Genomic DNA, 23065 nt, shown 5'->3' with positions numbered 1-23065 from the left:
GGAATGCCCTTGCCGCGTCGTTGCTGGGCGCTGTTTTCTACAAGACGCAGCCGATGGCGGCGGGGCCGCGACGGCGAGGGGAAGGCAAGATGAATCTTCTGACGGCGATGCGGGTGTTCGATCGGGTCTGCCTGCTGGGCAGCCTGTCGGCGGCGGCGCGCGATCTCAACATGTCGACGACGGCCGTCAGCCGCACCATCAAGGAACTGGAAGACGACCTCGGCGTCCGGCTCATCAATCGCACCACAAGGCGCCTCAGCCTCACAGAGGCGGGCCGCGACTATGCTCCGCGTGCCCGCATCCTGCTCGACGACATTTCCGAACTGCAGGATTCGACGCGCGGCCTGCACAAGGAGACGCGCGGCCTGATCCGGGTTTCCTGCTCCAATGTTCTGGGCCACACGCGCATAACCAAGCTGGTGCCGAAATTCCTCGAAGAGAACCCGCTCACCACGATCGAGTTCGACCTCACCGCGCGTTATGTCGTCGGCATTGTCGAGGAAGGCTACGATGTCGCCATCCGCTTCGGCGGTCAGGCCGATTCCGCCTTGATTGCCCGCCGGCTTGGGGAAGTTCGCAACTATGTCTGCGCCACGCCCGATTATTGGGACACAAACGGCCGCCCGGTCCACCCGGATGAGCTGGCAAGCCATTCCTGCGTGCTGAGCAATTTCGCCAAGCGGCTTGGCACATGGCCTTTCATCGGACCAGACGGCCCTTTCGATGCGGCTGTCGGCGGGCGCATCTCGACCAACAGCGTCGAGGCCGCCTACCAGATGACCACCGCCGGTTTCGGCATCGGCAATCTGCCCAGCCTGCTGGTCGATGCTGCGATCAGCGACGGCCGGCTGGAAGTGCAGCTGGATGAGTTTCGCCCCGGCTCCAGCCCGATCTACGCACTCTATCCGCACCGCACCTATATTGCGGCCAAGGTGCGCGCGTTCGTCGATTTCCTGATCCGCGAACTGTCGGCCGACTTCACCGCATGAAATGCTGCCGGATTGCCGGCCAACGCCGTCAGGGGCCTGGCGCGAACGCCAGGCCCCTGCTGCCCCCGTCGCCCGACGCGGCAGCGTCATTTCCACCAGGCGGTGGTGTCGTACATCGGTCCCGGCTCCTCGAAGAGCTTTTCGTATTTGCACAATGCCGGCGTCTTGCCGAGCGGCACCGAAACACCGTCCCTGAACGCCCATTCGCCACGTTGCGTCGTATCCGCCCGCACATAGCTGGACAGTGCAAAGGCGCGGTCGTGCTGTGACCTGTTGGGCGAGGAGCCGTGCACGGTGAGCAGCCCCCATAAAGCAAGATCGCCCGGCTCCAGCACCAGCGGAACGATGGTCGCCGGGTCGATGCCGACCTTGCGCAACTCTTCTTCGGCGGTCAGACCCTTCATCAGCTCGCCGGTTCCCTCGTCCGACAGGCCGAGATAGCCGAGCTTGTGGCTGCCGGGCACGACCTGAAGGCAGCCATTGTCCAGCGTCGCCCGATCGACCGCGAGGCCTGTTGTCACGGTGGCGTCGGCGACATTGTCGAAGGCGGCCTGGTTACGAAAGCGCAGATCCTGGTGGAAGCGATAACCCGTGACATTGGCGCCGGGCGGCTTCCAGTGCAGCTGTTGGGCGATCTGTTTTATGTCGCGACCGATCAGACCCTCGAGCAGCTTCAGATAGTCGGGATTGCGGCGGAACTGCTCGAAATAGGAATTCATCCAGGAAAACCAGTAAGCCTGCAGCACATAGCGTTGGCCAAAGTCCGATTCAGGCAGGATCTGGAAATTCAGGTTGCCGTGCCGGAAGGTGGCGTGATGCTTGAGGCCTTCGGCATAGACCGCATCGGTTTCCTTCTTCAGCCGGATCATCTCGTCGCCGTCGACGAATTGTCGAACGACCGCATATCCTTCCTCGCGGTACTGCTCCACCGCTTCGCGTGCCTGCCTGTCCGTCAGCATATCCGTGACAACCCCCGTCTGTGATCTGTGTCGATCGTAACAAACGGGTTGCCGGCGATAAGCCGTGGATTTTGGCATCGACTTTCCCGATTATCGGGAAATTGAGCGGGGCCTCAAAGGTGCATTGGCCGCAACCGGCTGATCAGATACGTGCTGCGCCGTTAGGCCCTAAAAATAGGTTCGCGGCGCGACAAGGTTCTTCTGCTGGCGAACATAAAAACAATAGAAGCCGAACGCCGCGGCAAACCACATGAAGGCCTCACCCATGGCCAGCCGGTTGTTGGAATTGGTAAGGATGCTGAGGGCGAAGAAAACCAGTGTGGAGATGTAGCAGGACCATGCGGCCGGAGCGACAAGCTTGGCTCGCATGGCCAGCAGAACCTGCCTGGCCGACCAGGTGTAGAGAAAGGCAAAGAACGCCAGTCCGACCAGACCATAGCGCACGGCAATTTCCAGATAACCATTGTGGAAGACGTTTAAGATCATGGGATGATAGGTTCTGTTCTCCCACTCGGTCAGCCAGCTGGAACTGGCTCCGAAGATCGGGTGGCGTTTCCAGATATCGATCGCATCCGCCCACAGCATCAGCCTTTCCTTGGCTGCAAGCGGAACCGCATCGCTCGCGATGGCGCGGTCGAATGCGGGAAGGACGCCATGCCTGAACACATCCGGAACCAGGGTTTTGACGAAGGTCATGGTGTCGCCGGCGGTGGACGAGAAGATGTTGTGTGTTGCGACAATGCCGGCCGCCACGATCGCCAGCACGCCACCCGAAACCAACAGTTCGCGGCGATGGCCTCTCGCCAGGGTCATGACCGTCAACAGGAGCAGCGCAAGCGCAAGCGCAAGCCACACGCCCTTTGACCGCATCTCGATGATATTGACGACGGCAAGCAGCAGGACGGCTGTCGACAGCGCCCAATAAAGGTTCTTGGTTGCTTTCCCGAGGTCCGTTCTCTGGGCCGTGTAAGCCATGAATTGCAGCGTGCAGAGGAAGATGAAACCGGCCGCCACCGACGCGTGGATGGGATTGTTGAAAAGCCACGGGGCCGGTTGGATATCCTGAAACATGTTCGAACAGGCGGTGTCCGCCGCCAGGAAGACAAGACTGAGGATCATGAACCAGAGGACCAGCCGTGCGGGCTGCCTGACAAACAGCAGAAAGGCGAATCCGGTCGTCGCATAGAACAGCGGAAACATGTAAATGCCTTCGGCGCCACCCAACTGGTGGGTGCCGAAATAGACGATCGCCAGTCGTATGAAGACATAGAGCGACCAGCCCAGACACAGGAAGCCGACCCAACCGATCAGTGGTTTGCTGTAGGTCCACAGATCCACCCTGAACCAGCGGATGACCGCGACCAGGGCCAGCGCCAGGCCCGCATAGCGGTAGGTGTCTGCCTCACGCCACACCGCGGAAACCATGGCCAGAATGGCGAGTGCCGCAAGCAACAGAAGCAAGGTGTGGCGCGGCGCGTTGTCCTTGGCATAGTCCAGGGTATCTCGCGGCAAAGGGGGCCGCAGCAGGACGTGATGCAGGCGGCGCAGCTCGTCACCGGCCCGCAACACCCCGGCACGTAGCCGGCTCGGCCCCCCCAACCTTGCGGATTTGTAGCTTCCCGAGGGACCGGCTATGCCGGAGATCTCGCTGCTGGCGGCGAAGCCAAGCACGTTTTGGCGGGCGGAATAGACCTTCAGGCCGGTATCCCAAAAGCGTTCGAGCGCGACGTCCCATGGCATTTTCATGACGGCGAGCGCCGACAACAGACCCTGCGCGCCCTCCCGCGTCACCAGATAGGCGGCGGCCGAGCCTTGCGGGCCATGCAGCGCACGACCGATCTCGTCGCCTTCCGCCGTCTCGACGGCGCGCATGAAGAAGCTGATGCGATGGTTGATCAGTTTGATGACGTCGAAATCCGGCACCGCCGCGATGATGGCCTCGATGCGCCGCATGGTGTTTTCGCTGAAGAGGACGTCGTCCTCGACGATCAGCCCATGGGCGCTGCCACCGGCCACGAACGTTTCCAGCGCCTGGATATGGCTGCGGTAACAGGCATATTCGCCGGAAAGGATGTCGCGCCCGCTCAGCTTGCGTGCGGCTGGCAGATCGATCTCCGTCCAGGCCTCTTTGGCAAGCGCACGGCCGTCGACGGCGGCAATGCGCTGCAAGGTCAGGCCTGCCGCTTCGGCGCTTGCGAGCAATTCGCTCCAGCGCTGGGTCTCGCGATCGAGGTTGATGGCGAAGATAGGAAGGTTCATTGAAGTTCCATGTTGAGCCGCCACCCACCCGGCCGACCTATGTATGGAAAGAAGGAGATGTTCAAGGCGACACTGTCCAGATCATGTGCAAGACCTGAATTTGCCGCGATGGCTTTGGCTCATCTGAATTTATGACACAATCGAACTGTTAGCCGATCGGCTTCATGGAAGATCGCAAAGGTACTCTCGGTCCTAAGTGTCCGGAACGGACCTGAGCGGGATGGCTGGGGCGCCAGGATTCGAACCTGGGAATGTCGGTACCAAAAACCGATGCCTTACCACTTGGCGACGCCCCAATTGCCGTCAGAGTCGCTTGTGCGGCGCGTTATTAGCAGAGCAGCCAAAAAGCACAATGCCCCATGAATGGTGGTGAGAACGCCTGTTTGGGCAGCAAAAGCAACGCCGCCAGACGGCACGAGCTGGCTATTCGGACCACACCGCCATCTCGTTGCCGGCCGGATCGGCAAAGTGGAAACGGCGGCCGCCAGGGAACGCGAAGATCGGTTTGACGACCGTGCCGCCGGCGTTTTCGACAGCCTCGAGGGTCGCCTCCAGATCCCTGCTGTAGAGCACCGGCAGCGGCTTTGATGGCGCTTCGGCGGCGTCGGCCTGAAAACCCCCGTCCAGGCCTTCGGCAAAGGCCGAATAGGTCGGCCCATAGTCAGTGAACGACCAGGCAAAGGCGGAACTGTAGAAGGCCTTCAGCCGGTCCAGCGTCCCGCCCGTAGCCGGCATTTCCAGATAGTCGAGTTTTCCGGACAGTTTCATAGCCATCTCTTTGTTCACTGTATGTTCTACTCCAGAATCCCCGGCATAGCAAGTCTTTTTGCCGCATCCTGAGGCACGGCTTTGCTTAATCGATTGTAGTGGCCGGGCGGCTTTGCCGACGCCTTGCCTTTCGCACTGCAGCATCATATCGCTCCAAGGGCGGACCGGCGGAACTTTCCGTTTCGCCAATCTTTCCAATCTCCTGCAACCGGAGAGCGATGCATGACCAAATGGGTTTTCACCTTTGGCGATGGTGCGGCGGAGGGCCGTGCCAGCGACAAGAATCTCCTGGGCGGCAAAGGCGCCAACCTGGCCGAGATGTGCAGCCTGGGGCTGCCGGTGCCGCCGGGCTTCACCATCACCACGGAGGTCTGCAACGCCTACTACGCCAACGGCCGTATTTATCCGGCCGGGTTGGAAGACGATGTCGCGGTCGCGCTCGATCACATCGGCCGGCTGACCGGTCGTCGGTTCGGCGACCCGTCGAAACTGCTGCTGGTGTCGGTGCGTTCCGGCGCTCGCGCCTCGATGCCCGGCATGATGGACACCGTCCTCAATCTCGGCCTGAACGACGAGACGGTCGAGGCGCTGGCCGCCGATTCCGGCGATGCGCGCTTTGCCTATGACAGCTACCGCCGCTTCATCCAGATGTATTCCGATGTCGTCATGGGTCTCGACCACGAAGTGTTCGAGGAAATCCTGGAGGACCAGAAGGGCGGTCTCGGGCACGAGCTCGACACCGAACTGACGGCGCTCGAATGGCAGGGCGTCATCGCGCTCTACAAGGCCAAAGTCGAGGAAGAGCTTGGCAGGCCGTTTCCGCAGGATCCGCATGAGCAGCTCTGGGGCGCGATATCAGCCGTGTTCTCGAGCTGGATGAACAACCGCGCCATCACCTATCGCCGCCTGCACGATATTCCCGAAAGCTGGGGCACGGCGGTCAACGTCCAGGCCATGGTGTTCGGCAATATGGGCGAAACCTCGGCCACCGGCGTTGCCTTCACGCGCAACCCGTCGACCGGCGAAAAGATGCTCTATGGCGAGTTCCTGGTGAACGCGCAGGGCGAGGACGTCGTTGCCGGCATCCGCACGCCGCAGAACATCACCGAAGCGGCGCGTATCGCAGCAGGCTCGGACAAGCCGTCGCTGCAGAAGCTGATGCCTGACGCGTTCCAGTCCTTCGTCACCATCTCCGATAGTCTGGAGAAGCACTACCGCGACATGCAGGATCTCGAATTCACCATCGAGCGCGGCAAATTGTGGATGCTGCAGACCCGCTCCGGCAAGCGCACCGCCAAGGCGGCGCTGAAAATTGCCGTCGAGATGGCGCAGGACAGGCTGATCACGAAAGAGGAAGCCGTTGCCCGTATCGACCCGGCCTCGCTCGACCAGTTGCTGCATCCCACCATCGACCCCAAGGCCGCGCGCGACGTCATCGGCATCGGACTGCCGGCCTCGCCCGGTGCCGCTACCGGCGAGATCGTCTTTTCCTCAGCTGACGCCGAGGACTTGAAGACACAAGGGCGCAAGGCGATCCTGGTGCGCATCGAAACCAGTCCCGAAGACATCCACGGCATGCATGCGGCGGAAGGCATCCTGACCACGCGCGGCGGCATGACCAGCCACGCCGCGGTGGTGGCGCGCGGCATGGGCAAGCCTTGCGTCTCGGGTGCCGGCTCGCTGCGCGTCGACTACAGGGCCGGCACGCTGCTCTCGATGGGGCAGACCTTCCGCAAAGGCGACATCATCACCATCGATGGCGGCAACGGCCAGGTGCTGAAGGGCGCGGTTGCCATGCTGCAGCCTGAACTGTCAGGCGATTTTGCCGCCATCATGGAATGGGCGGACGCGGTGCGGCGCATGAAGGTGCGCACCAATGCCGAAACACCGCTCGATGCGCGCATGGCGCGCTCCTTCGGCGCCGAAGGCATCGGGCTTTGCCGCACGGAGCACATGTTCTTCGACGGCGACCGCATCGTCGCCATGCGCGAGATGATCCTGGCCGACACCGAAAAGGACCGGCGCGCCGCACTCGCCAAGCTTCTGCCCATGCAGCGCTCGGATTTCCTCGAACTGTTCGAGATCATGGCCGGCCTGCCGGTGACGATCCGACTGCTCGATCCGCCGCTGCACGAATTCCTGCCCAAGACCGAGGCTGAAATCGCCGAGGTCGCCGCCGCCATGAACGTGTCGCCCGACAAGCTCAGGCAGCGCACCGAGGCGCTGCACGAGTTCAACCCGATGCTCGGCCATCGTGGCTGCCGCCTGGCCGTCTCCTACCCCGAGATCGCCGAGATGCAGGCACGGGCCATTTTCGAGGCGGCCGTGGAGGCCGGCAGGAAGGCCGGCGCCCTGGTGGTCCCCGAGATCATGGTGCCGCTCGTCGGCCTGGTGAAGGAGCTCGATTACGTCAAGGCGCGCATCGATGCGGTTGCCAAGAGCGTCATGGAGGAAACCGGCGTCAAGATCGACTATCTCACTGGCACGATGATCGAGCTTCCCCGCGCCGCCATCCGCGCGCATGTCATTGCAGAATCAGCCGAATTCTTCTCCTTCGGCACCAACGACCTGACCCAGACGACCTTCGGCATTTCGCGCGACGATGCGGCCTCGTTCCTGGAAACCTACCGCCAGAAGGGCATTATCGATCAGGACCCGTTCGTCTCGCTCGACATCGAGGGCGTCGGCGAACTGGTGCGCATGGCCGCGCAAAAGGGCAAGGCGACGCGGCCCGACATCAAGCTCGGCATTTGCGGCGAACATGGCGGCGATCCGGCCTCGATCCGCTTTTGCGAAGAGGTCGGCCTCGACTACGTGTCCTGTTCGCCCTATCGCGTGCCGATCGCCAGGCTGGCGGCAGCGCAGGCAGCGGTGCTGGTTGCGAAAACAGGCCGCGGATAGGATCCATCCAGCTTACCGTTTTGTAAGACAATTCACGCGAACGTGCTGGCGGCGTCGCGTAATCTCGACATTGTTCCTGCCCAATTTGCGGCCATCCGCAAATTGCTCCCGGAAACAGATGCTGCAGATCTCTCCCGCGCCGCTCCGCTCGATCCTGGTCATTCAAACCAAGTTCATAGGAGATCTCGTCCTCGCCTCGGCGCTCGCCAAGAACCTGCGGCTCGAATTCCCCGGCGCCAGCATCGTCTTTCTGTGCGAGGCCCGCTTCGAGAGCTTCGTGATCGCCCATGGTATCGCTTCCGAGGTGGTCGCATTCAGGCGCGACCGCATGCGCGGCACGCCCTTGGAGCGCGGGAAGGAGCTCTACGCCATGGTGCGGGCGTTGCGCCGCTTCCGCTTCGACCTGACCATCGACCTGACCGATTCGAAGACGTCGCGCATCCTCACCGGGCTCGTCAACGCAAAGACCCGTGTCGGATACAATCCCTCCGAAAGACCCTTGCGTATGCTGGAGCGGCAGCCCGCCAACGTCCTTGCCAAGCCCTACGGCTTTGATGGCCAGCATTTCCTGTACCGCTACCTCTCGCCGCTCGAAGCGCTCGGCATTGAACTTCGCACGGTGATTCCGAACCTTCAGCCGCTGCCGTTGGAGACGGCGAAAGCATTGGCGCTGCTGGATAAGCACCATCTGCGGCCAAATGCCTTCATCGCCGTGCATGCGGGTGCAAGCTTCGAGGGGCGACGTTGGCAGCCGGAGCGGTTTGCAGCAGCGATCGTCGAGATTGCCGGCGAGACCGGCCTGGACGTCGTGCTGGTGGGCGGCCCGGACGAGCGCGAGATCGCCGAACGCATCGTCGCCAGGACCGCGCCGCCGGTCGTCAATCTCGTCGGTGACCTGTCGCTTGAAAGCCTGCTGGCGGTGCTGAAACAGGCCCGGCTGTTTCTCGGCAATGAGAGCGGCCCGATGCACATGGCGGCAGCCACTGGGACCCCGGTTGTCGGGCTGTTCGGTCTGACGGAGCCGTCGCGCTGGGGTCCCGTCGGCGTGCCCAGCATCTCGCTCCAGCCGCCGATGCCTTGCGCCTGCATGGCAGAGGACCTTTGCCGCGCGCCGGATCCCAGCAAGGCATGCTGCGTCTGGGGCCTGGAGGTCAAGCCGGTGGTCGAGGCGGTGCGCGAGGTTCTTTCGCGCACCGAAATGCAGCTGGAACGCGTCATCTGAGATCATGCATCGCATGCACGACTCTCGACGCGGTAGAAGACACGTTCGCCGCAGGAACGGTCACATTGTCGCGTGGAGCGCTTTTCTGCTATGCATCATCCTGATTTCCGCCTTCATGCGGGTCTTTGGGATGCCTGCTTGAAATGACGGGTCAGGAAATCGGTTTGATGCGCCTGCTGCAAAAAAATCTCTGCATGATCGCCATGTCGTTGGCGATGGCATCCGCCGGCCATGCCGCGCCGCTCGTCGAGCCGACGCTGCACATCAGGCCGCAGGCGAGCGGCGCCGGCCGTGTGGCACTCACGCTCGATGCCTGCGGCGGACAGACCGACAGCCGGATCCTTTCGGCGCTGGTGGACAACAAGATCCCCGCCACCATTTTCGTGACCGGCATCTGGCTGAAGCGAAACGCCGCCGCCGTCGAGATCATGCGGGCGCATCCCGATCTGTTCGAACTGGAAAATCACGGCGGCCACCACATCCCGGCGGTCGACACGCCGCGGAAAATCTACGGCATCCGCAGCGCCGGCAGCCCGGATGCGGTGCTGGCCGAGGTCGAATCGGGGGCCGCCGCTCTTGCCGGGACCGGCGAGCCGGCGCCGAAATGGTTTCGTGGCGCAACCGCCGAATACAGCCCGTCGGCAATCGCCATGATCCGCAAGCTTGGCTTCAAGGTCGCGGGATTCTCGATAAACGGCGACGGCGGCTCCTTGCTCGGCGCCAAGGAAACCGCGCGGCGCATCGCGGCGGCCAAGGACGGCGACGTCATTATCTCGCATATCAACCAGCCGACCCATGCGGCCGGCGAAGGCGTGGTGCAGGGGCTGCTGGCGCTCAAGGCCAAGGGCTTGACCTTTGTGCGGCTCGACGATGCCGAGGGCATGGGCAATAACGGCACCACGGAGTGAGTGGCCAGCCGAGCGTATCCCGATGCCTTCGGCGTTGGCTCAGTCCGGTTTGGCTTCGATCGTGACCTTGCTGGCGTAGAATGCGCCGTGGTTGCCGATTTCAGCCATCTCGTCGAAAGGCCGTTCATAGGCCCACATGGCGTTCTGGCCGGTCTCGCCGGCAGGCAGCACGCTCCAATAGCTTGCATCGCCCTTGTAGGGGCAATGGGTCGAGTGGTCGGTGCGGCCAAGCTTGCCGAAATCGATGTCGGCGAACGGAATGTAGAAGGCCGCCGGATAGGGAGCTTCGGTCAGCACCTTGGCCTTCGCTGTTGAAGCGATGACCACGTCTCCGGCGCGCACGGTAACGGTGCCGGCATAGGGCTCGATGGTGATGATTTTGTCCGGGTTGCGTTGGAAACCGGGTGCGGGGTTGGCGATCTGATCCATGCGGCGGCTCTCCTTGCGTCGACTTTGAGATGTGTCGCGCAAACGCATTGTTCAAGGCCTGCCGTCGCCATGCAACACGCAAACACCTGCCCAGGCCGGCACTGCCGGATCGCGCCTCCGAATATCCTCGATACTTGTCGTCAGCTGTCAGGCAGCGGCCTTGAACACGTCCATGAGACCGGCATAGGCGGCAGCAATACCGGCGACCGGGTTGCTGCTTCTCGATACGGTCTCGACCTTCAGGGAACCACCGCCGGTCGGCAAGGTGAGCAGCAGGAACTGGCGGTTTCCGCCATCGCCGACTGACGCGGCTGCGACGTGCTGGTCCTCGCCCTGGTTCTGGACGCACATCTTGAACAGCAACGTGCCGCCGACCGCTTCCAGCGCGCCGCCGACAACTTCAACAAATTCATCTTCGGAAACAGTCTTTGTGTCCGGCACCAGATCGGCCAGACTTTCGGCAAGCGTACTCTCGAGAGCCTTGTCGTCGAGCTGCGCGTCCATGCGAACCTCTTTCAGTCGCCAATCGCACCCCTTTGCCCGTTAACGAAGCTTAACGCCGACGATGGCCGGATTGTGGCGGTTGTTCCCAATGCAGTGCTCGGCCGTATTGGCGGCTGGACAATCCGTCGGTTCGCTCCACAATGGGACAAAAAGCACAACGCAAAAGCGTGAGGGAGGACCGAATGCTGGGACTGATGCAGGAATGGCCGCTGCTTTGCCATAAGCTCATCGACAATGCCGAGCGGCAGCATGGCGTGCGCGAGATCGTGTCACGCTCGATCGAAGGGCCGATCGTGCGCACCACCTACGCCGACATCCATCGTCGCGCCCTGAAGGTCGCCCAGCGGCTGGAACGCGACGGCTATGGGTTGGGCGACCGCATCGCGACGCTGGCCTGGAACACCGCCCGCCACATCGAGGCCTGGTACGGCATCATGGGCATCGGCGCCATCTACCACACGCTCAATCCGCGGCTGTTTCCCGAGCAGATCGTCTGGATCATGAACCATGCCGAGGACAAGGCAGTCTTCGTCGACCTAACTTTCGTGCCGCTGCTCGAGAAGATCGCCGGCGCCGTCAAGTCGCTGAAACAGGTGATCGTGCTGACCGACAAGGCACACATGCCGCAGACGACGTTGCCCAATGTGGTCGCCTATGAAGACTGGCTTGAGGAGGCGGATGGCGACTTCGCCTGGAAGACCTTCGACGAAAGCACCGCCGCAGGCATGTGTTACACCTCCGGGACCACGGGCGATCCCAAGGGCGTCGTCTACAGCCACCGTTCGAACGTGCTGCACGCCATGATCGCCGCCATGCCCGACGCCATGGGGTTGTCGTCGCGCGACACGATCCTGCCTGTCGTGCCGATGTTTCACGCCAATGCCTGGGGCCTTGGCCAGAGCGGGCCGATGATCGGCGCCAAGCTGGTCATGCCCGGTTGCAAGATGGACGGCGCCTCGATCTATGAACTGCTCGACACCGAGAAGGTGACCTTCAGTGCGGCCGTGCCGACCGTCTGGATGATGCTGCTGCAGCACCTGGAGGAGACCGGCAAGAAGCTTCCCTATCTCAATAAGGTCGTCATCGGCGGCTCGTCCTGCCCGCGCGCGATCATGACGAAGTTTCAGCAGAACTACGATGTCCAGGTCATCCATGCCTGGGGCATGACCGAAATGTCGCCGCTCGGCACGCTGTGCACCCTGAAGCCGGACTATGCTGGTCTTGAGGGCGAAGCCCGGCTCGATGTCCAGCAGAAACAGGGCTATCCGCCGTTCGGCGTCGAAATGAAGGTGACCGACGACGACAACAATGCGCAACCCTGGGACGGCAAGACATTTGGCCGCCTGAAAGTGCGTGGGCCGGCCGTTGCCCGTGCCTATTATGGCGGCGCCGGCGTGGAGCAGTTCGACGGGGATGGCTGGTTCGATACCGGCGACGTCGCCCACATCGACGCGGGCGGCTATATGCAGATCACCGATCGCGCCAAGGACGTCATCAAGTCCGGCGGCGAATGGATTTCGACCATCGACCTCGAGAACCTGGCTGTCGGCCATCCCGATGTCGCCGAGGCGGCAGCCATCGGCGTCCACCATTCGAAATGGGGCGAACGGCCGCTGCTGGTCGTCGTCCGCAAACCGGGCAAGGAACCGAGCAAGGCCGATATTCTCGACTTCATGGACGGCAAGGTGGCCAAATGGTGGATGCCGGACGATGTCGCCTTCGTCGGTGAAATTCCGCACACCGCCACCGGCAAGATCCAGAAGATCACCTTGCGCCAGCAGTTCAAGGATTATCGCCTGCCGACGGATTGACGCGATGTCGCATGTTTCGGCTTCATGGCATCGCAAAAAGGTTCTAAGTCTCCGTTCGGGTTGGGGTGGTACGGCAATCGATGGCAAGTATTCCTGAACGGCAAACGTCGAGGGCAGCCGGATGGTCGCGGCGCACGGCCGCTTTTTCGTTGGTGCTGCTGCTGACGGTCTTTGTCGGCCATCGCTTCGATCTCGTCGAAACACCTGTCTTTCTGTGGGTGCTCGGCATTGTCGCGCTGCTGGCGGCGATGGCGCTGTTGTTTGCCGGATTTGCCTTTTCGCGGCTCTGGAATTTCGGCGACCGCGGCGGTCGCGACCTGACGGTCGGCGCGCTGCTGGCGCTGCTGGTGCTCGCACCCTACGGCGTCGCCGCCTACTGGGCGACGATCTATCCGCCGCTCAGGGATATCTCGACGGATTTCGACGAACCGCCGGCGCTCGACGTGAGCGACCGCACGAAGGATATGAACGTGCTTGCGCCGTCGACGCCTGGGGAACAGCGGCTGCAGACCGATAGCTATCCGCTGGTCAGCGCACGCAGCTACGACCTGCCGTTCGAGACTGTCGTCAATGCCGTCGAAACTGTACTCGACCGGCGCGACTGGGATCTATCGGAACCCTATCCTGATCTCGCCGGGCAAAGCGAGGTGACCATCACCGCCGTCGCCAAGGGCTTCGTGATCGGCCTTCCCGCCGATGTGGCGATCCGCGTGACGGACGATGGCGATACGGTCATCGTCGACATGCGGTCGGCGTCCCGCTACGGTCGCTACGACCTTGGCGACAATGCCGCGCGCATTGTCGATTTCCTTGCCGAGCTCGACCAGGAAGTCGCCGGTCAGGTTGGCGCCGCGCCGGCCGAGTGAGGCACGGGCACTTGGCAGTGGGCTGCATTGCCTATCCGGCCGGCGTGAAAATGCCGTCGATGGCCGGTGCGGCATCGGTCACAACCAGACCGCGCGCCGTCAGATCCTCGAGATGGGCAAGCACCGACAATCCGGCGGCGCCATGCAGCCGCGGATCGGTATCCCTGTAGATCGCCTTGACCATGTCCACGATCGTCCGGTCGCCGGCCCGGACCCGCTCCAGGATGGCGCGCTCGCGCATCTTGCGGTGCGTCTTCAGCCCGCGCATGAAAGCGCGCGGTGCCGTCACCGGCCCGCCATGTCCGGGCAGCAGCAAGCGGTCTTCGCGGTCGATCAGCCGGTCCAGCGAGGCCATGTAATCGGCCATCGCTCCATCCGGCGGGGCGACGATGGAGGTTGCCCAGGCCATGACATGATCGGCCGAAAACAGGATGCCGGTTCCTTCCAGCGCGAATGCCGCATGATTGGCGGTGTGGCCCGGGGTCAGAACCGTCCTGATCGACCAGCCGTCGCCATCGACCGCCTCGCCGTCGGAAAGGGCGATGTCGGGAACGAAAGCCATGTCTGCACTGGCGTCGAGCGCATTGGTCTCGCCGATATGCAGGGCTCTTGCCGGCCGGTGCGGCCCCTCGGCCAGCACGATGGCGCCGGTGCGCTCTTTCAGCCGGGCCGCCAGCGGGGAGTGGTCGCGATGCGTATGGCTGACGAAGATATGGCTGACCGGCCGGCCTGCGATCACCTCGAGCAGGGTCCGCAGATGCGCCTCGTCATCCGGCCCCGGATCGATCACCGCCAGCGTATCGCGGCCAACAATGTAGCTGTTGGTGCCGTGAAAGGTGAAGGGGCTTGGATTGCGGGCCGTGATGCGCTGGACATCGGGGGCGACGCTCACCCCCTGGCCATAGAGGGGGTCGAAGCCGGTATCGAACTTCAGTGCCATGCATCGGTGCCTTGTTTCGGGAAACGGCAAAACCGATTGCCGCATAACACGCAAGCCAATATAGGAGGATATGAGGCCGCGAACATCTGGTAGCGGCAGTCGGATTGGGGAAATACCATGGCAATTGCAACTACGATGCGTCCGCTTGTTTCTCTGGCTCTGCCGCAAAGCGGCGCGGCGCGGCTGGCAACGCAGCTTTTCCTGGCCATCGCCGGAACGCTTGTGCTGACACTGTCGGCCAAGACCAAGGTGATGCTCGGGCCGGTCGACATTTCGATGCAGACGCTGGCCGTGCTGCTGATTGCCGCCGCCTTCGGCATGCGTCTCGGCGTCGCCACCCTGCTGCTCTACATGGCCGAGGGCGCCATGGGCTTCCCCGTCTTCCAGAGCACGCCTGAAAAGGGTCTCGGCATTGCCTACATGCTCGGCTCGACCGGCGGCTATCTCGCCGGCTTCGTGGTCATGGCGGCCATTGTCGGCTGGGCGGCGGATCGCGGCTGGGACCGCCACCCGATCAAGCTTTTCAACGCCATGCTGGTTGGCGAAGTCGTCATGATGGCGATGGGCTTTGCCTGGCTGGCGCTGCTCATCGGTCCGGAAAAGTCGTGGCAGTTCGGCGTCGTGCCGTTCATCGTCGGCGACCTGATCAAGGTGGCTCTCGCGGCAAGCCTGGTGCCGGCCGTCTGGACGCTGCTCAAGCGCGGCTGAAGCCCGAGCAGACCAGCGGCTTGAGCAATCAAGCCTTGGCTGGCATGGGGTGATTGGCGGATTTCAGCGTGGCGTCTGCCAAGTAATCACACTTAGGTTTCTGGAAACAGCTTCGGAAACAGTGAATCCAATGCGTCGGCCGGAAAGCGTAGCGACACCGGACCTTTGGGTGTTTCCGACGCCAACAGACCGAGCGCGATCACCTCATTGAACACGCGACGCGCCGTGCGTTCGGGCAGTCCGCTAATGCGAGACGCTTCGCCGCGTTCAAATTCGCCGCGCATTAGCGCTTCCTCCAGGAGGCGGGCGGCTTCGGGTTTGAGGCCACTGCGCTCGACGTAGCGACGCAGCCGCTTCGCGAGCGTGTCGAGATCGAACAAGCCGGTCATTAAGTTCACCTGATCGATGCACACCTGCATGAACCATAGCGTAAAGTCGCCGAGTGCGCGCTCGGAGAGGTTGCCCCGTCCGTCGAGATCACCCTGGCGGGGCATATCGGCATGATCCATCATGCGCTTGTAGTCCGTGCGGCTTTTCACGCCGCGCGCTAGACCGCGTGAGATCGACCACAGCCCGTGCGCGGCGATCCCAGCCTCAAGGGCCATGGCGTGGCTCATCAAACGGCTGACGCGGCCATTGCCGTCGGGGAACGGGTGAATGTAGTTGAAACGGTTTCTTCCATGTCTGGCCGATCTTGGCTTCTGCTAAATACGTATAAAGATATATTTCGAATTTTCCAGGATATTTGGCCGATCTTTTGGCCGATGATCGGTACCGTGCCGGCTTCCGCCGGCCATACGCATCTGACTAGGTTGCCGTCCCGACGACACCAACATACAGCTGCTTCGGAACGCAATATCTCCGCTCTCTAGATCGATCTGTCTCGGCTCCCAGGCGACTTGCCAAGGGGTTGATCGCCGAAGCGGTGCTGGAAATTACATCGCATTATTGGCCCTATCGTTCGGCGTCGGTGCGTTGCAGACGGTATCTTTTCAATCGCATCAAGCAATGCTGTTGATCAAAAGTTCCCGCACTGTTGATCCGAGAAATAGATGCTTGCTGGAGCAGCCGCGCTGTCGTAGCTCTTGGTCTCCGACTGTATCGAATCGCCGGGGGGCGAGACGTCCGATTCGTTTTTGTGCGCGAGCAGGTCAGATCCACTATCGCGCTGGTCTGTCGCCGACACGGCAGCCTTGGGGAAGGGGGGAAGACATTGAATGTCGCAGCGTCGACTATCGTCGGAAGCCGGCACTTCCTGTTCAGGATTCGGTTTCAACTGCTTGGCGGACTGACATTCGCGATTTTTGCGCCGGCGATTATCCGGATTGTCTTCAATCCTGAATTTATCTATTCGGCCAATCTTCAGGTAACAGTAGCCGCTGCGGTCATCGCTCACCTTGTGGGCTTCTTATCTTATCGCCGCATCGGAAATTTCCCGGGCGTGGCCGCGGCAAGTTACATCTTGCCGACATTTGCCCTGTCCTACGGGGCTGTTTTCCTGACCATCTTCTTTTTTCGGTTCGAGTACAGCCGGTTTCAGGCCGCCGCCAGTTTCACGCAGTCCACGCTCTGGTATTTCGGCCTGAGCCTGTTGACGCGGCGTCTCGATCCGTACCGGCTCGTCGTGATTCCCGGCGGAGATGTCGAGCGCCTCAAGACATTACCGGGTGTGCATTGGTTTTGGATCAAGTCGACCAGTACGATAATCGAAAGAGCCAGCGGCGTGGTCGTTGATCTGCGTGCCGATCTTGGCGCGGAGTGGGAACGATACATCGCGGATCGGGCCCTTTCGGGAACGCCCGTATACCACGTCAAGCAGGTCAGCGAGTCGCTGACCGGTCGGGTCGAGATCGAGCACCTGTCGGAAAACACGCTTGGTTCGCTCAATCCGAACCAGGCCTACCTCAAGATCAAGCAGGCGGTCGACTGGGTCTCGGCACTTGTCTTGACTATCGTTCTTTCCCCCGTTCTGGCGTTGATTGCGCTGCTGATCCGGCTGGATTCCGATGGTCCCGCGCTGTTTCGCCAGCAACGCATGGGCTACCGGGGCAAGATCTGCACGGTCTACAAGTTTCGCTCGATGCGCCAGCACTCTGGCGCCGGCAGCGACAAGGAGAGGGCGATCACCAGGCACGACGATGATCGCATCACCCGAGTCGGGCGTTTTCTGCGAAAATCCAGGATCGACGAACTGCCGCAGGTCATCAACATCCTGCGTGGCGAAATGAGTTGGATCGGACCGCGACCGGAAGCTGTCGTGCTGTCACAGTGGTACGAGGCTGAGCTGCCATTCTATCGCTACAGACATATCGTCAGGCCAGGCATAAGCGGGTGGGCACAAGTAAATCAGGGGCATGTGGCTGCTGTCGATGACGTTATGGAAAAATTGCACTATGATTTCTATTACATAAAGAACTTTTCGCCTTGGCTGGATGTTTTGATAACTCTCAAGACAATGAAAACGATGCTTACCGGCTTTGGTGCGAGATGACCAATGCGAAGTATGGCTCTGGAATAGCAAGCGCAGGAAGCAGATGGATCTCGCCTCCAGGAAAATAGCAATCATCGGGCTTGGCTATGTCGGTCTGCCGCTGGCGGTCGCCTTCGGCGTCACCAGGGATGTCGTCGGCTTCGACATCAACCAGCCGAGGGTGGACGCGCTGAAGCGTGGCGACGACCATACGCTGGAAGCCAGCAGCGATGAGATCAGTGCTGCGTCGCGGCTGACATTCACCACCGACAAGGCTGATCTGCGCGATTGCGGGATTTTCATCGTTACGGTTCCGACGCCGATCGACAGGGCCAACCGTCCGGATCTGAAACCGCTGATCATGGCCTCGACTTTGGTCGGTGAGGTCATCTCGCCAGGCGCGGTGGTGATCTTCGAATCAACGGTCTACCCCGGCTGCACGGAAGAGGTGTGCGCTCCGCTGATCGAGAAACATTCGGGCCTGCGCTACAATGAGGGGTTCTTCCTCGGCTACAGTCCCGAGCGCATCAACCCGGGCGACCGGGAGCATCGGTTGCAAACGATCGTCAAGGTCACCAGCGGCTCGACGCCGGAAGCGGCCAAAGGTATCGATGCGCTCTATGCCTCGATCGTGCCGGCAGGCACACACCGTACCTCGAGCATTGCGGTCGCCGAAGCGGCCAAGGTCATCGAGAACACTCAGCGCGACCTCAACATCGCGCTGATGAACGAGCTGTCGCTTATCTTCGGCAAGCTCGGCATCGACACCTCCGAAGTGCTGGAAGCCGCCGGCACCAAATGGAATTTCCTTCGCTTCACGCCTGGTCTGGTCGGCGGCCACTGCATCGGCGTCGATCCCTACTATCTCACCCACAAGGCCCAGGAACTCGGCTATCATCCGGAGGTGATTCTTGCCGGCCGCCGTATCAATGACGGCATGGGTCAGCATGCGGCGGATCAGACGGCCCGCCTGATGATGCGCAAGGGAATACCTGTCGTTGGCAGCCGGATTCTGGTGATGGGCGCGGCCTTCAAGGAAAATTGTCCGGACCTGAGGAATTCCAAGGTCGCCGATATCGTTGCCCAACTGAAGGAATACAATGCCGGCATCGACATATGGGACCCCTGGGTCGACGCGCAGGAATGCGCGCGTGCCTTCGGCGTAGCGAGCATGAAGGACATTCCCGACCAGCGCTATGACGGCGTTATCGTGGCCGTCGGCCACAGGCAGTTCCGCGCTCTGGGCGTCGACGGCCTGCAGGCTCTTTGCAAGACCCCCGGCGTCATTTACGACATCAAGGGTCTGTTTCCCAGGCATGTCACGGATGGGCGCTTCTGATGAAGGTTCTGGTCACCGGCGCGGCCGGCTTCATAGGGTATCACGTAGCCAAGCGGCTGCTGGAGCGCGGTGACGAGGTCGTCGGCATCGACAACGTCAACGACTACTACGATCCGGAAATCAAGGAGGCGAGACTGCGGCTCCTGGACGAAGCGAGCCGCAAGACCAATGCCGGATACCATTTCATCCGCGGCAATCTCGCCGACAAGAGCGTGGTCGACGCCTGCTTTGCCGACCACGCATTCGACCGGGTGATCCATCTCGCCGCCCAGGCCGGGGTTCGCTACAGCCTGGAAAATCCGCATGCCTATGTCGAAAGCAACATCATCGCCTACACCAACATGCTGGAGGCCTGCCGCAACAGCGCCGTCGCGCACCTGACCTATGCCAGCACCTCGAGTGTCTACGGCGCCAACACCGACATGCCGTTTTCCGAGCATCGTCCGGCCGACCACCCGCTGCAGTTCTACGCCGCGACCAAGCGCGCCAACGAGCTGATGGCGCACAGCTACAGCCATCTGTTCGGGCTGCCGACGACCGGGCTTCGCTTCTTCACCGTCTATGGCCCCTGGGGGCGCCCGGACATGGCGCTGTTCCTGTTCACCAAAAACATTCTTGCTGGCGAGCCGATCAAACTGTTCAACAACGGCAACCACACGCGCGACTTCACCTATGTCGACGACATCGCCGAAGGCGTGATCCGTGCCAGCGACAGCCCGGCCACGGGCAATGCCGCCTGGGACTCCAGCCGTCCGGATCCGGCCACAAGCAGCGCCCCCTGGCGCATCTTCAACATCGGCAACAACAACCCGGTTAAGTTGACCGCCTATGTCGAGGCGCTGGAAAACGCGCTCGGCCGCAAAGCCATCGTCGAACTCTTGCCGCTGCAGCCCGGCGATGTGCCCGATACCTTCGCCGACACCTCGGCGCTGGAGCAGGCGGTCGGCTACCGCCCGACGACGACAGTGACCGAGGGCGTCGGGCGGTTCGTCGAGTGGTACAAGGCTTATTTCGGGCGGGGATAAGGCTCGGCGTTTCTCGGCTGATCCGCGCTGTTCCATGATCACGTAACCAGGAGCAGATGGAATCGACACGGCTCGCAAACAGGCAGTCTGCAATCCATTGCAGTCCAAGGCGCTATTGAGCGTCTGCATCCCCACGTTCAATCGGCGGGATCGCGTTGCCGCGCTGGTTCAGCAACTGCTACGTGCGGACTGCCCATTGCAGATATGCGTCCATGTCGACGGTTCGACCGACGGAACGAACGAAGCGCTTGCGAAAATCGCGTCTCGCGATTCCAGTTTGGTGGTCACCACTGGCCCGAATGACGGCAGAGGCCGCGCAATGTTTTCGGCGATTGCTTCCGCCACTGGCGACTATTGCATGGTCTTCGATGATGACGACGATCTCTTCGCCGATCGCTTGCCGGAAGTCTGTGAGCACCTTTCGCAGAGAGGTGTCGATGAGAAGATTGCGGGTTTTGTGTTCTCGATGGCTCTTGGCCACCCAGAGACGGCAGCAGAGCCGTTTCCGTTGGAACGGACAAACCTGATAAAGATGCGGGCCGACGAACGGGTGGTCGGCGACAAGAAGGAGGTCATCAGAACTCCTTTGCTTAAACGGGTTGCCGTGCCCCCTGCGGGGCGGTTCCGCCGTGTTCCAACATCTCTTCTCTGGTCCAGATTGGCGATCGAATACGACGTTATCTGTGTCAATGTCGAGATTGGACGAAAACGATATTTGCCGGAGGGGATGACGGCAAGGATTCGGCTTCTTCAGCGACAAAATGCATACCCGATGTTGTTGCTGAACTTGATCTACATCAAGGCATTCTGGCTAGGACGATATCGGTCGGTTCGGTTCCTGGGTAAGGCGGTTCTTGCCTGTTTGAGCTTTGGTATCTTGAGTTTCCCGTTCTTGGTCAAGAGATCATTCGTGCGGGTGACTTCATGAAAGAAGCCAGCCTGTGGAAGTTGGTGGAAGCCATCGTAATACGAATTGTTCCTGGTCTTCTGAACATAGCGACATTGCTGTACATCGGAAGCCATCTGGAGACTGGACAGTACGGTATTTTCAGCACGACGATTGCGACAGTTTCATTTATTTCGACACTTGTTTTTGGAGTCGCGACCTATTCGATAATGCCGGTTTCCGCAAAAATGCATGCCGCGGGAATGGGTAGAGAGTACGTGTCGTCCATTTTGACCGTGCTTGCAGTTGTGGCGTTGTTTGTCGTCCTGGCTGGGCTGGCACTGACGTGGCTGGGATTTGGCAATGCCGTTGCCGCGACCATCATCATTTCTTTCGGCTTGCACACCGCACTTCAAGAGATTTTGAGGTCACAACTGCGTTTGTGGGCGTACGGTTGGTCGGCGATTGGCCAGGCCGTAGCATACCAGGCAGGAGCCATAATCCTGCTTGTCGGCGATGCGAAAGTAGGATCGGCTCTTGCCGCCTTTTCGCTCTCCTATTTCGTCGGAGCGCTGATTTCATTTGCCTTGCTGGGACCTAGGAATCTGAGACGACCTGGCTTTTCCTATCTTGCCGGGTCTCTGGTCACAGGCTGGGGATTTGTGTTGAGCAATCTGGCCGAGAGCGGCGTGTTTGTCGGCATTCGATACATTGTTTTGTTGCTTGGCTCCGAGACCCATCTCGGTGTCTTCTCGTTTTGTGTCGATCTTTCACAACGGTCTGTCGGCTTCTTCATGAATGCGGCCAGCTTCGTTTTCGTGCCAAGGGCGTTTCTCAGTGCCGCAAATGGAAACGTCAGGGAGTTTCGGCGCGGACTGTTCGAAGGAGCGGCCATCGCACTCATTTTTGCGGCTGCGGCTGCGGCCGGAATAGTTGGCCTGTTTTTCTCGGGCCATGCCTCCGGATGGCTGGGGAAGTCTTTTGATCCTGCGGTGTTCGGGATCGTTTCTTGTGCTGTTCTGGTCAACAGGACCAAAAAAGTGATCATCGACCCGTTTGCGCTTCGGTCGAACAAAGCGATGACGTTGACTTATTCCTACGCGATAGGGGCGTTGGCTTGCTGTTGTCTGGCGGCATTGGGCCTTTGGTGGCGGGTGCCGCTTGGCAGTGAAATGGCATTTTTGTTCGGATATGTCGTTGCCGCGGCCTGTTCCTTTTTCGCATTGAGGAATGTGATTGCAGACCAAGGGCCTGGTGCGAAACAGCGCACGGTTTTGATGGTCGGGCCGGATGCCAGAAATGAATGAGAAGAAAGCATTTTACGACGAGAAAAACAGGCGCATCGTCCATGTCGGCACGGTGGCTGATGACGACTATTGGGATTCTCACTGGGCCGACGGGATTGTCTTGAGGCCGGATCGCTTTGTCGTTGAAACCACCAAGCGATATCTGACCGGATCGGCCAAGGTCCTGGACGCTGGATGTGGCTTGGCCAATACGGTCCATGGCCTCCACCAGGCAGGCTTTTCCGCCTACGGGATCGACTTCGCGCAGAAGACCGTGGGGATGGTGAACCGTGCCGCGCCCCATTTGCAAGTGACCGTGGGGGATGTTCGAGCAACGGGCTTCGCGGACGGATTCTTCGATGGGGTGTGGTCCCTGGGGGTGATCGAGCACTTCTTCGACGGTTACGATGAGATCGCATTGGAGATGAGGCGCATCATCCGATCAGGAGGAGTTGCCTTCGTGACAGTGCCGAGCATTTCTCCTCTCCGACAGTTGAAGATCAGAATGGGTCTCTATCCCAGGTTTTCAGGTGAACAGGCCGGATTTTACCAGTTCGTTCTTGGGCCGTCTTCGATTGTTTCCAGTTTCGAACAGCACGGCTTCAAGCTTCTGGGATCCCAGCCAAGGGGAGGCTTCAAGGGGCTGAAGGACGAGACATTTTTCTCCAAGCCGATGCAGGCCTGGTACGACAGCAAGAATGGAATCCTGAGAGGTTTGCGTGCTGCCGCGGACCGGTTGCTCGGGCCATTTTCGCATCATACGCGGCTCTACGTCTTCCACAGGATATAGCGCGG

Annotated in this window: 20 protein-coding genes, 1 tRNA gene and 1 pseudogene; 13 read left to right on the top strand and 9 right to left on the bottom strand. The window is 61.0% G+C overall.

Features of this window, described 5'->3' with window-relative positions; all coding sequences use genetic code 11:
• The first annotated feature begins 89 nt into the window (after positions 1–89).
• A complete protein-coding gene (locus EN990_RS12485; RefSeq protein WP_013532748.1) occupies positions 90–989 on the top strand; it encodes a LysR family transcriptional regulator in 900 nt (299 codons plus the stop codon).
• Positions 990–1075: 86 nt separating this feature from the next.
• Here EN990_RS12485 and EN990_RS12480 read toward each other — a convergent pair whose 3' ends face one another.
• From EN990_RS12480 to EN990_RS12465, 4 genes are all read right to left on the bottom strand, one after another.
• Complete coding sequence (locus EN990_RS12480) at positions 1076–1948, bottom strand: phytanoyl-CoA dioxygenase family protein (RefSeq protein ID WP_245321922.1); 873 nt, start codon at positions 1946–1948, stop codon at positions 1076–1078.
• A gap of 168 nt (positions 1949–2116) precedes the next feature.
• On the bottom strand, positions 2117–4207 hold the full coding sequence (locus EN990_RS12475; RefSeq protein WP_063171674.1) for a glycosyltransferase family 25 protein: 2091 nt from the start codon (positions 4205–4207) through the stop codon (positions 2117–2119).
• 221 nt (positions 4208–4428) lie between these two features.
• Positions 4429–4503 (bottom strand) — tRNA-Gln (locus EN990_RS12470).
• 127 nt (positions 4504–4630) lie between these two features.
• A complete protein-coding gene (locus EN990_RS12465; RefSeq protein ID WP_013532745.1) occupies positions 4631–4975 on the bottom strand; it encodes a VOC family protein in 345 nt (114 codons plus the stop codon).
• Positions 4976–5197: 222 nt separating this feature from the next.
• Between EN990_RS12465 and ppdK the strand changes: the two genes are divergently transcribed.
• The 3 genes from ppdK (at position 5198) to EN990_RS12450 (ending at position 10006) form a co-directional block, all read left to right on the top strand.
• A complete protein-coding gene (gene ppdK, locus EN990_RS12460) occupies positions 5198–7876 on the top strand; it encodes a pyruvate, phosphate dikinase (RefSeq protein ID WP_127384813.1) in 2679 nt (892 codons plus the stop codon).
• A 118-nt stretch (positions 7877–7994) separates the two neighbouring features.
• Positions 7995–9098: a glycosyltransferase family 9 protein gene (locus EN990_RS12455; RefSeq protein WP_127384812.1), complete on the top strand. Its 1104-nt coding sequence runs from the start codon at positions 7995–7997 to the stop codon at positions 9096–9098.
• 167 nt (positions 9099–9265) lie between these two features.
• Complete coding sequence (locus EN990_RS12450; protein WP_127384811.1) at positions 9266–10006, top strand: polysaccharide deacetylase family protein; 741 nt, start codon at positions 9266–9268, stop codon at positions 10004–10006.
• 39 nt (positions 10007–10045) lie between these two features.
• On the opposite strand, the gene EN990_RS12445 is transcribed toward EN990_RS12450, so the two are convergent.
• Entirely contained in the window at positions 10046–10435 is a 390-nt protein-coding gene (locus EN990_RS12445) for a DUF427 domain-containing protein (protein ID WP_013532741.1), read from the bottom strand.
• 147 nt (positions 10436–10582) lie between these two features.
• Positions 10583–10939 (bottom strand): hypothetical protein, encoded by a 357-nt coding sequence (locus EN990_RS12440; RefSeq protein WP_013532740.1) that lies wholly within the window; start codon positions 10937–10939, stop codon positions 10583–10585.
• A 182-nt stretch (positions 10940–11121) separates the two neighbouring features.
• Between EN990_RS12440 and EN990_RS12435 the strand changes: the two genes are divergently transcribed.
• On the top strand, positions 11122–12750 hold the full coding sequence (locus EN990_RS12435; RefSeq protein WP_127368585.1) for a fatty-acid--CoA ligase: 1629 nt from the start codon (positions 11122–11124) through the stop codon (positions 12748–12750).
• Positions 12751–12830: 80 nt separating this feature from the next.
• Complete coding sequence (locus tag EN990_RS12430; protein WP_024503644.1) at positions 12831–13616, top strand: DUF1499 domain-containing protein; 786 nt, start codon at positions 12831–12833, stop codon at positions 13614–13616.
• 31 nt (positions 13617–13647) lie between these two features.
• On the opposite strand, the gene EN990_RS12425 is transcribed toward EN990_RS12430, so the two are convergent.
• Positions 13648–14556 carry an MBL fold metallo-hydrolase gene (locus tag EN990_RS12425; protein WP_127368584.1) on the bottom strand — a complete coding sequence of 303 codons (909 nt, stop codon included), beginning with the start codon at positions 14554–14556 and terminating at the stop codon, positions 13648–13650.
• A gap of 117 nt (positions 14557–14673) precedes the next feature.
• On the opposite strand from EN990_RS12425, the gene EN990_RS12420 reads away from it, so the two are divergent.
• Positions 14674–15264, top strand: coding sequence for a biotin transporter BioY (locus EN990_RS12420; RefSeq protein WP_027164125.1), 591 nt, complete (start codon positions 14674–14676; stop codon positions 15262–15264).
• Between the two features lie 92 nt (positions 15265–15356).
• Here EN990_RS12420 and EN990_RS12415 read toward each other — a convergent pair whose 3' ends face one another.
• Complete coding sequence (locus tag EN990_RS12415) at positions 15357–15869, bottom strand: hypothetical protein (protein WP_245460925.1); 513 nt, start codon at positions 15867–15869, stop codon at positions 15357–15359.
• 6 nt (positions 15870–15875) lie between these two features.
• A pseudogene (locus EN990_RS36640) lies at positions 15876–15929 on the bottom strand (Fic family protein); the annotation flags it as partial.
• Between the two features lie 548 nt (positions 15930–16477).
• On the opposite strand from EN990_RS36640, the gene EN990_RS12410 reads away from it, so the two are divergent.
• The 6 genes from EN990_RS12410 to EN990_RS12385 all read left to right on the top strand — a co-directional run bounded on the left by EN990_RS12410 (position 16478) and on the right by EN990_RS12385 (position 23060).
• Positions 16478–17755: a sugar transferase gene (locus EN990_RS12410; RefSeq protein WP_024503648.1), complete on the top strand. Its 1278-nt coding sequence runs from the start codon at positions 16478–16480 to the stop codon at positions 17753–17755.
• A gap of 43 nt (positions 17756–17798) precedes the next feature.
• Positions 17799–19073: a nucleotide sugar dehydrogenase gene (locus EN990_RS12405; protein ID WP_127368583.1), complete on the top strand. Its 1275-nt coding sequence runs from the start codon at positions 17799–17801 to the stop codon at positions 19071–19073.
• Positions 19073–20098 carry an NAD-dependent epimerase gene (locus EN990_RS12400; RefSeq protein ID WP_127384809.1) on the top strand — a complete coding sequence of 342 codons (1026 nt, stop codon included), beginning with the start codon at positions 19073–19075 and terminating at the stop codon, positions 20096–20098. The genes EN990_RS12405 and EN990_RS12400 overlap by 1 nt, the downstream gene beginning before the upstream one ends.
• Positions 20099–20195: 97 nt before the next feature.
• Complete coding sequence (locus tag EN990_RS12395) at positions 20196–21026, top strand: glycosyltransferase (RefSeq protein ID WP_164753576.1); 831 nt, start codon at positions 20196–20198, stop codon at positions 21024–21026.
• Positions 21023–22291 (top strand): hypothetical protein, encoded by a 1269-nt coding sequence (locus EN990_RS12390; protein ID WP_127365514.1) that lies wholly within the window; start codon positions 21023–21025, stop codon positions 22289–22291. Before EN990_RS12395 ends, EN990_RS12390 begins: the two co-directional genes overlap by 4 nt.
• On the top strand, positions 22284–23060 hold the full coding sequence (locus EN990_RS12385) for a class I SAM-dependent methyltransferase (RefSeq protein ID WP_164753574.1): 777 nt from the start codon (positions 22284–22286) through the stop codon (positions 23058–23060). Before EN990_RS12390 ends, EN990_RS12385 begins: the two co-directional genes overlap by 8 nt.
• Positions 23061–23065: the final 5 nt, after the last annotated feature.

It is taken from the genome of Mesorhizobium sp. M7A.F.Ca.US.005.03.1.1 (genome assembly GCF_003997975.1).
In the GTDB taxonomy this organism is placed as follows: Bacteria; Pseudomonadota; Alphaproteobacteria; order Rhizobiales; family Rhizobiaceae; genus Mesorhizobium; species Mesorhizobium ciceri.
The sequence above is the reverse complement of the archived record's forward strand: the minus strand, read 5'-3'. Positions and strand labels throughout refer to the sequence as shown.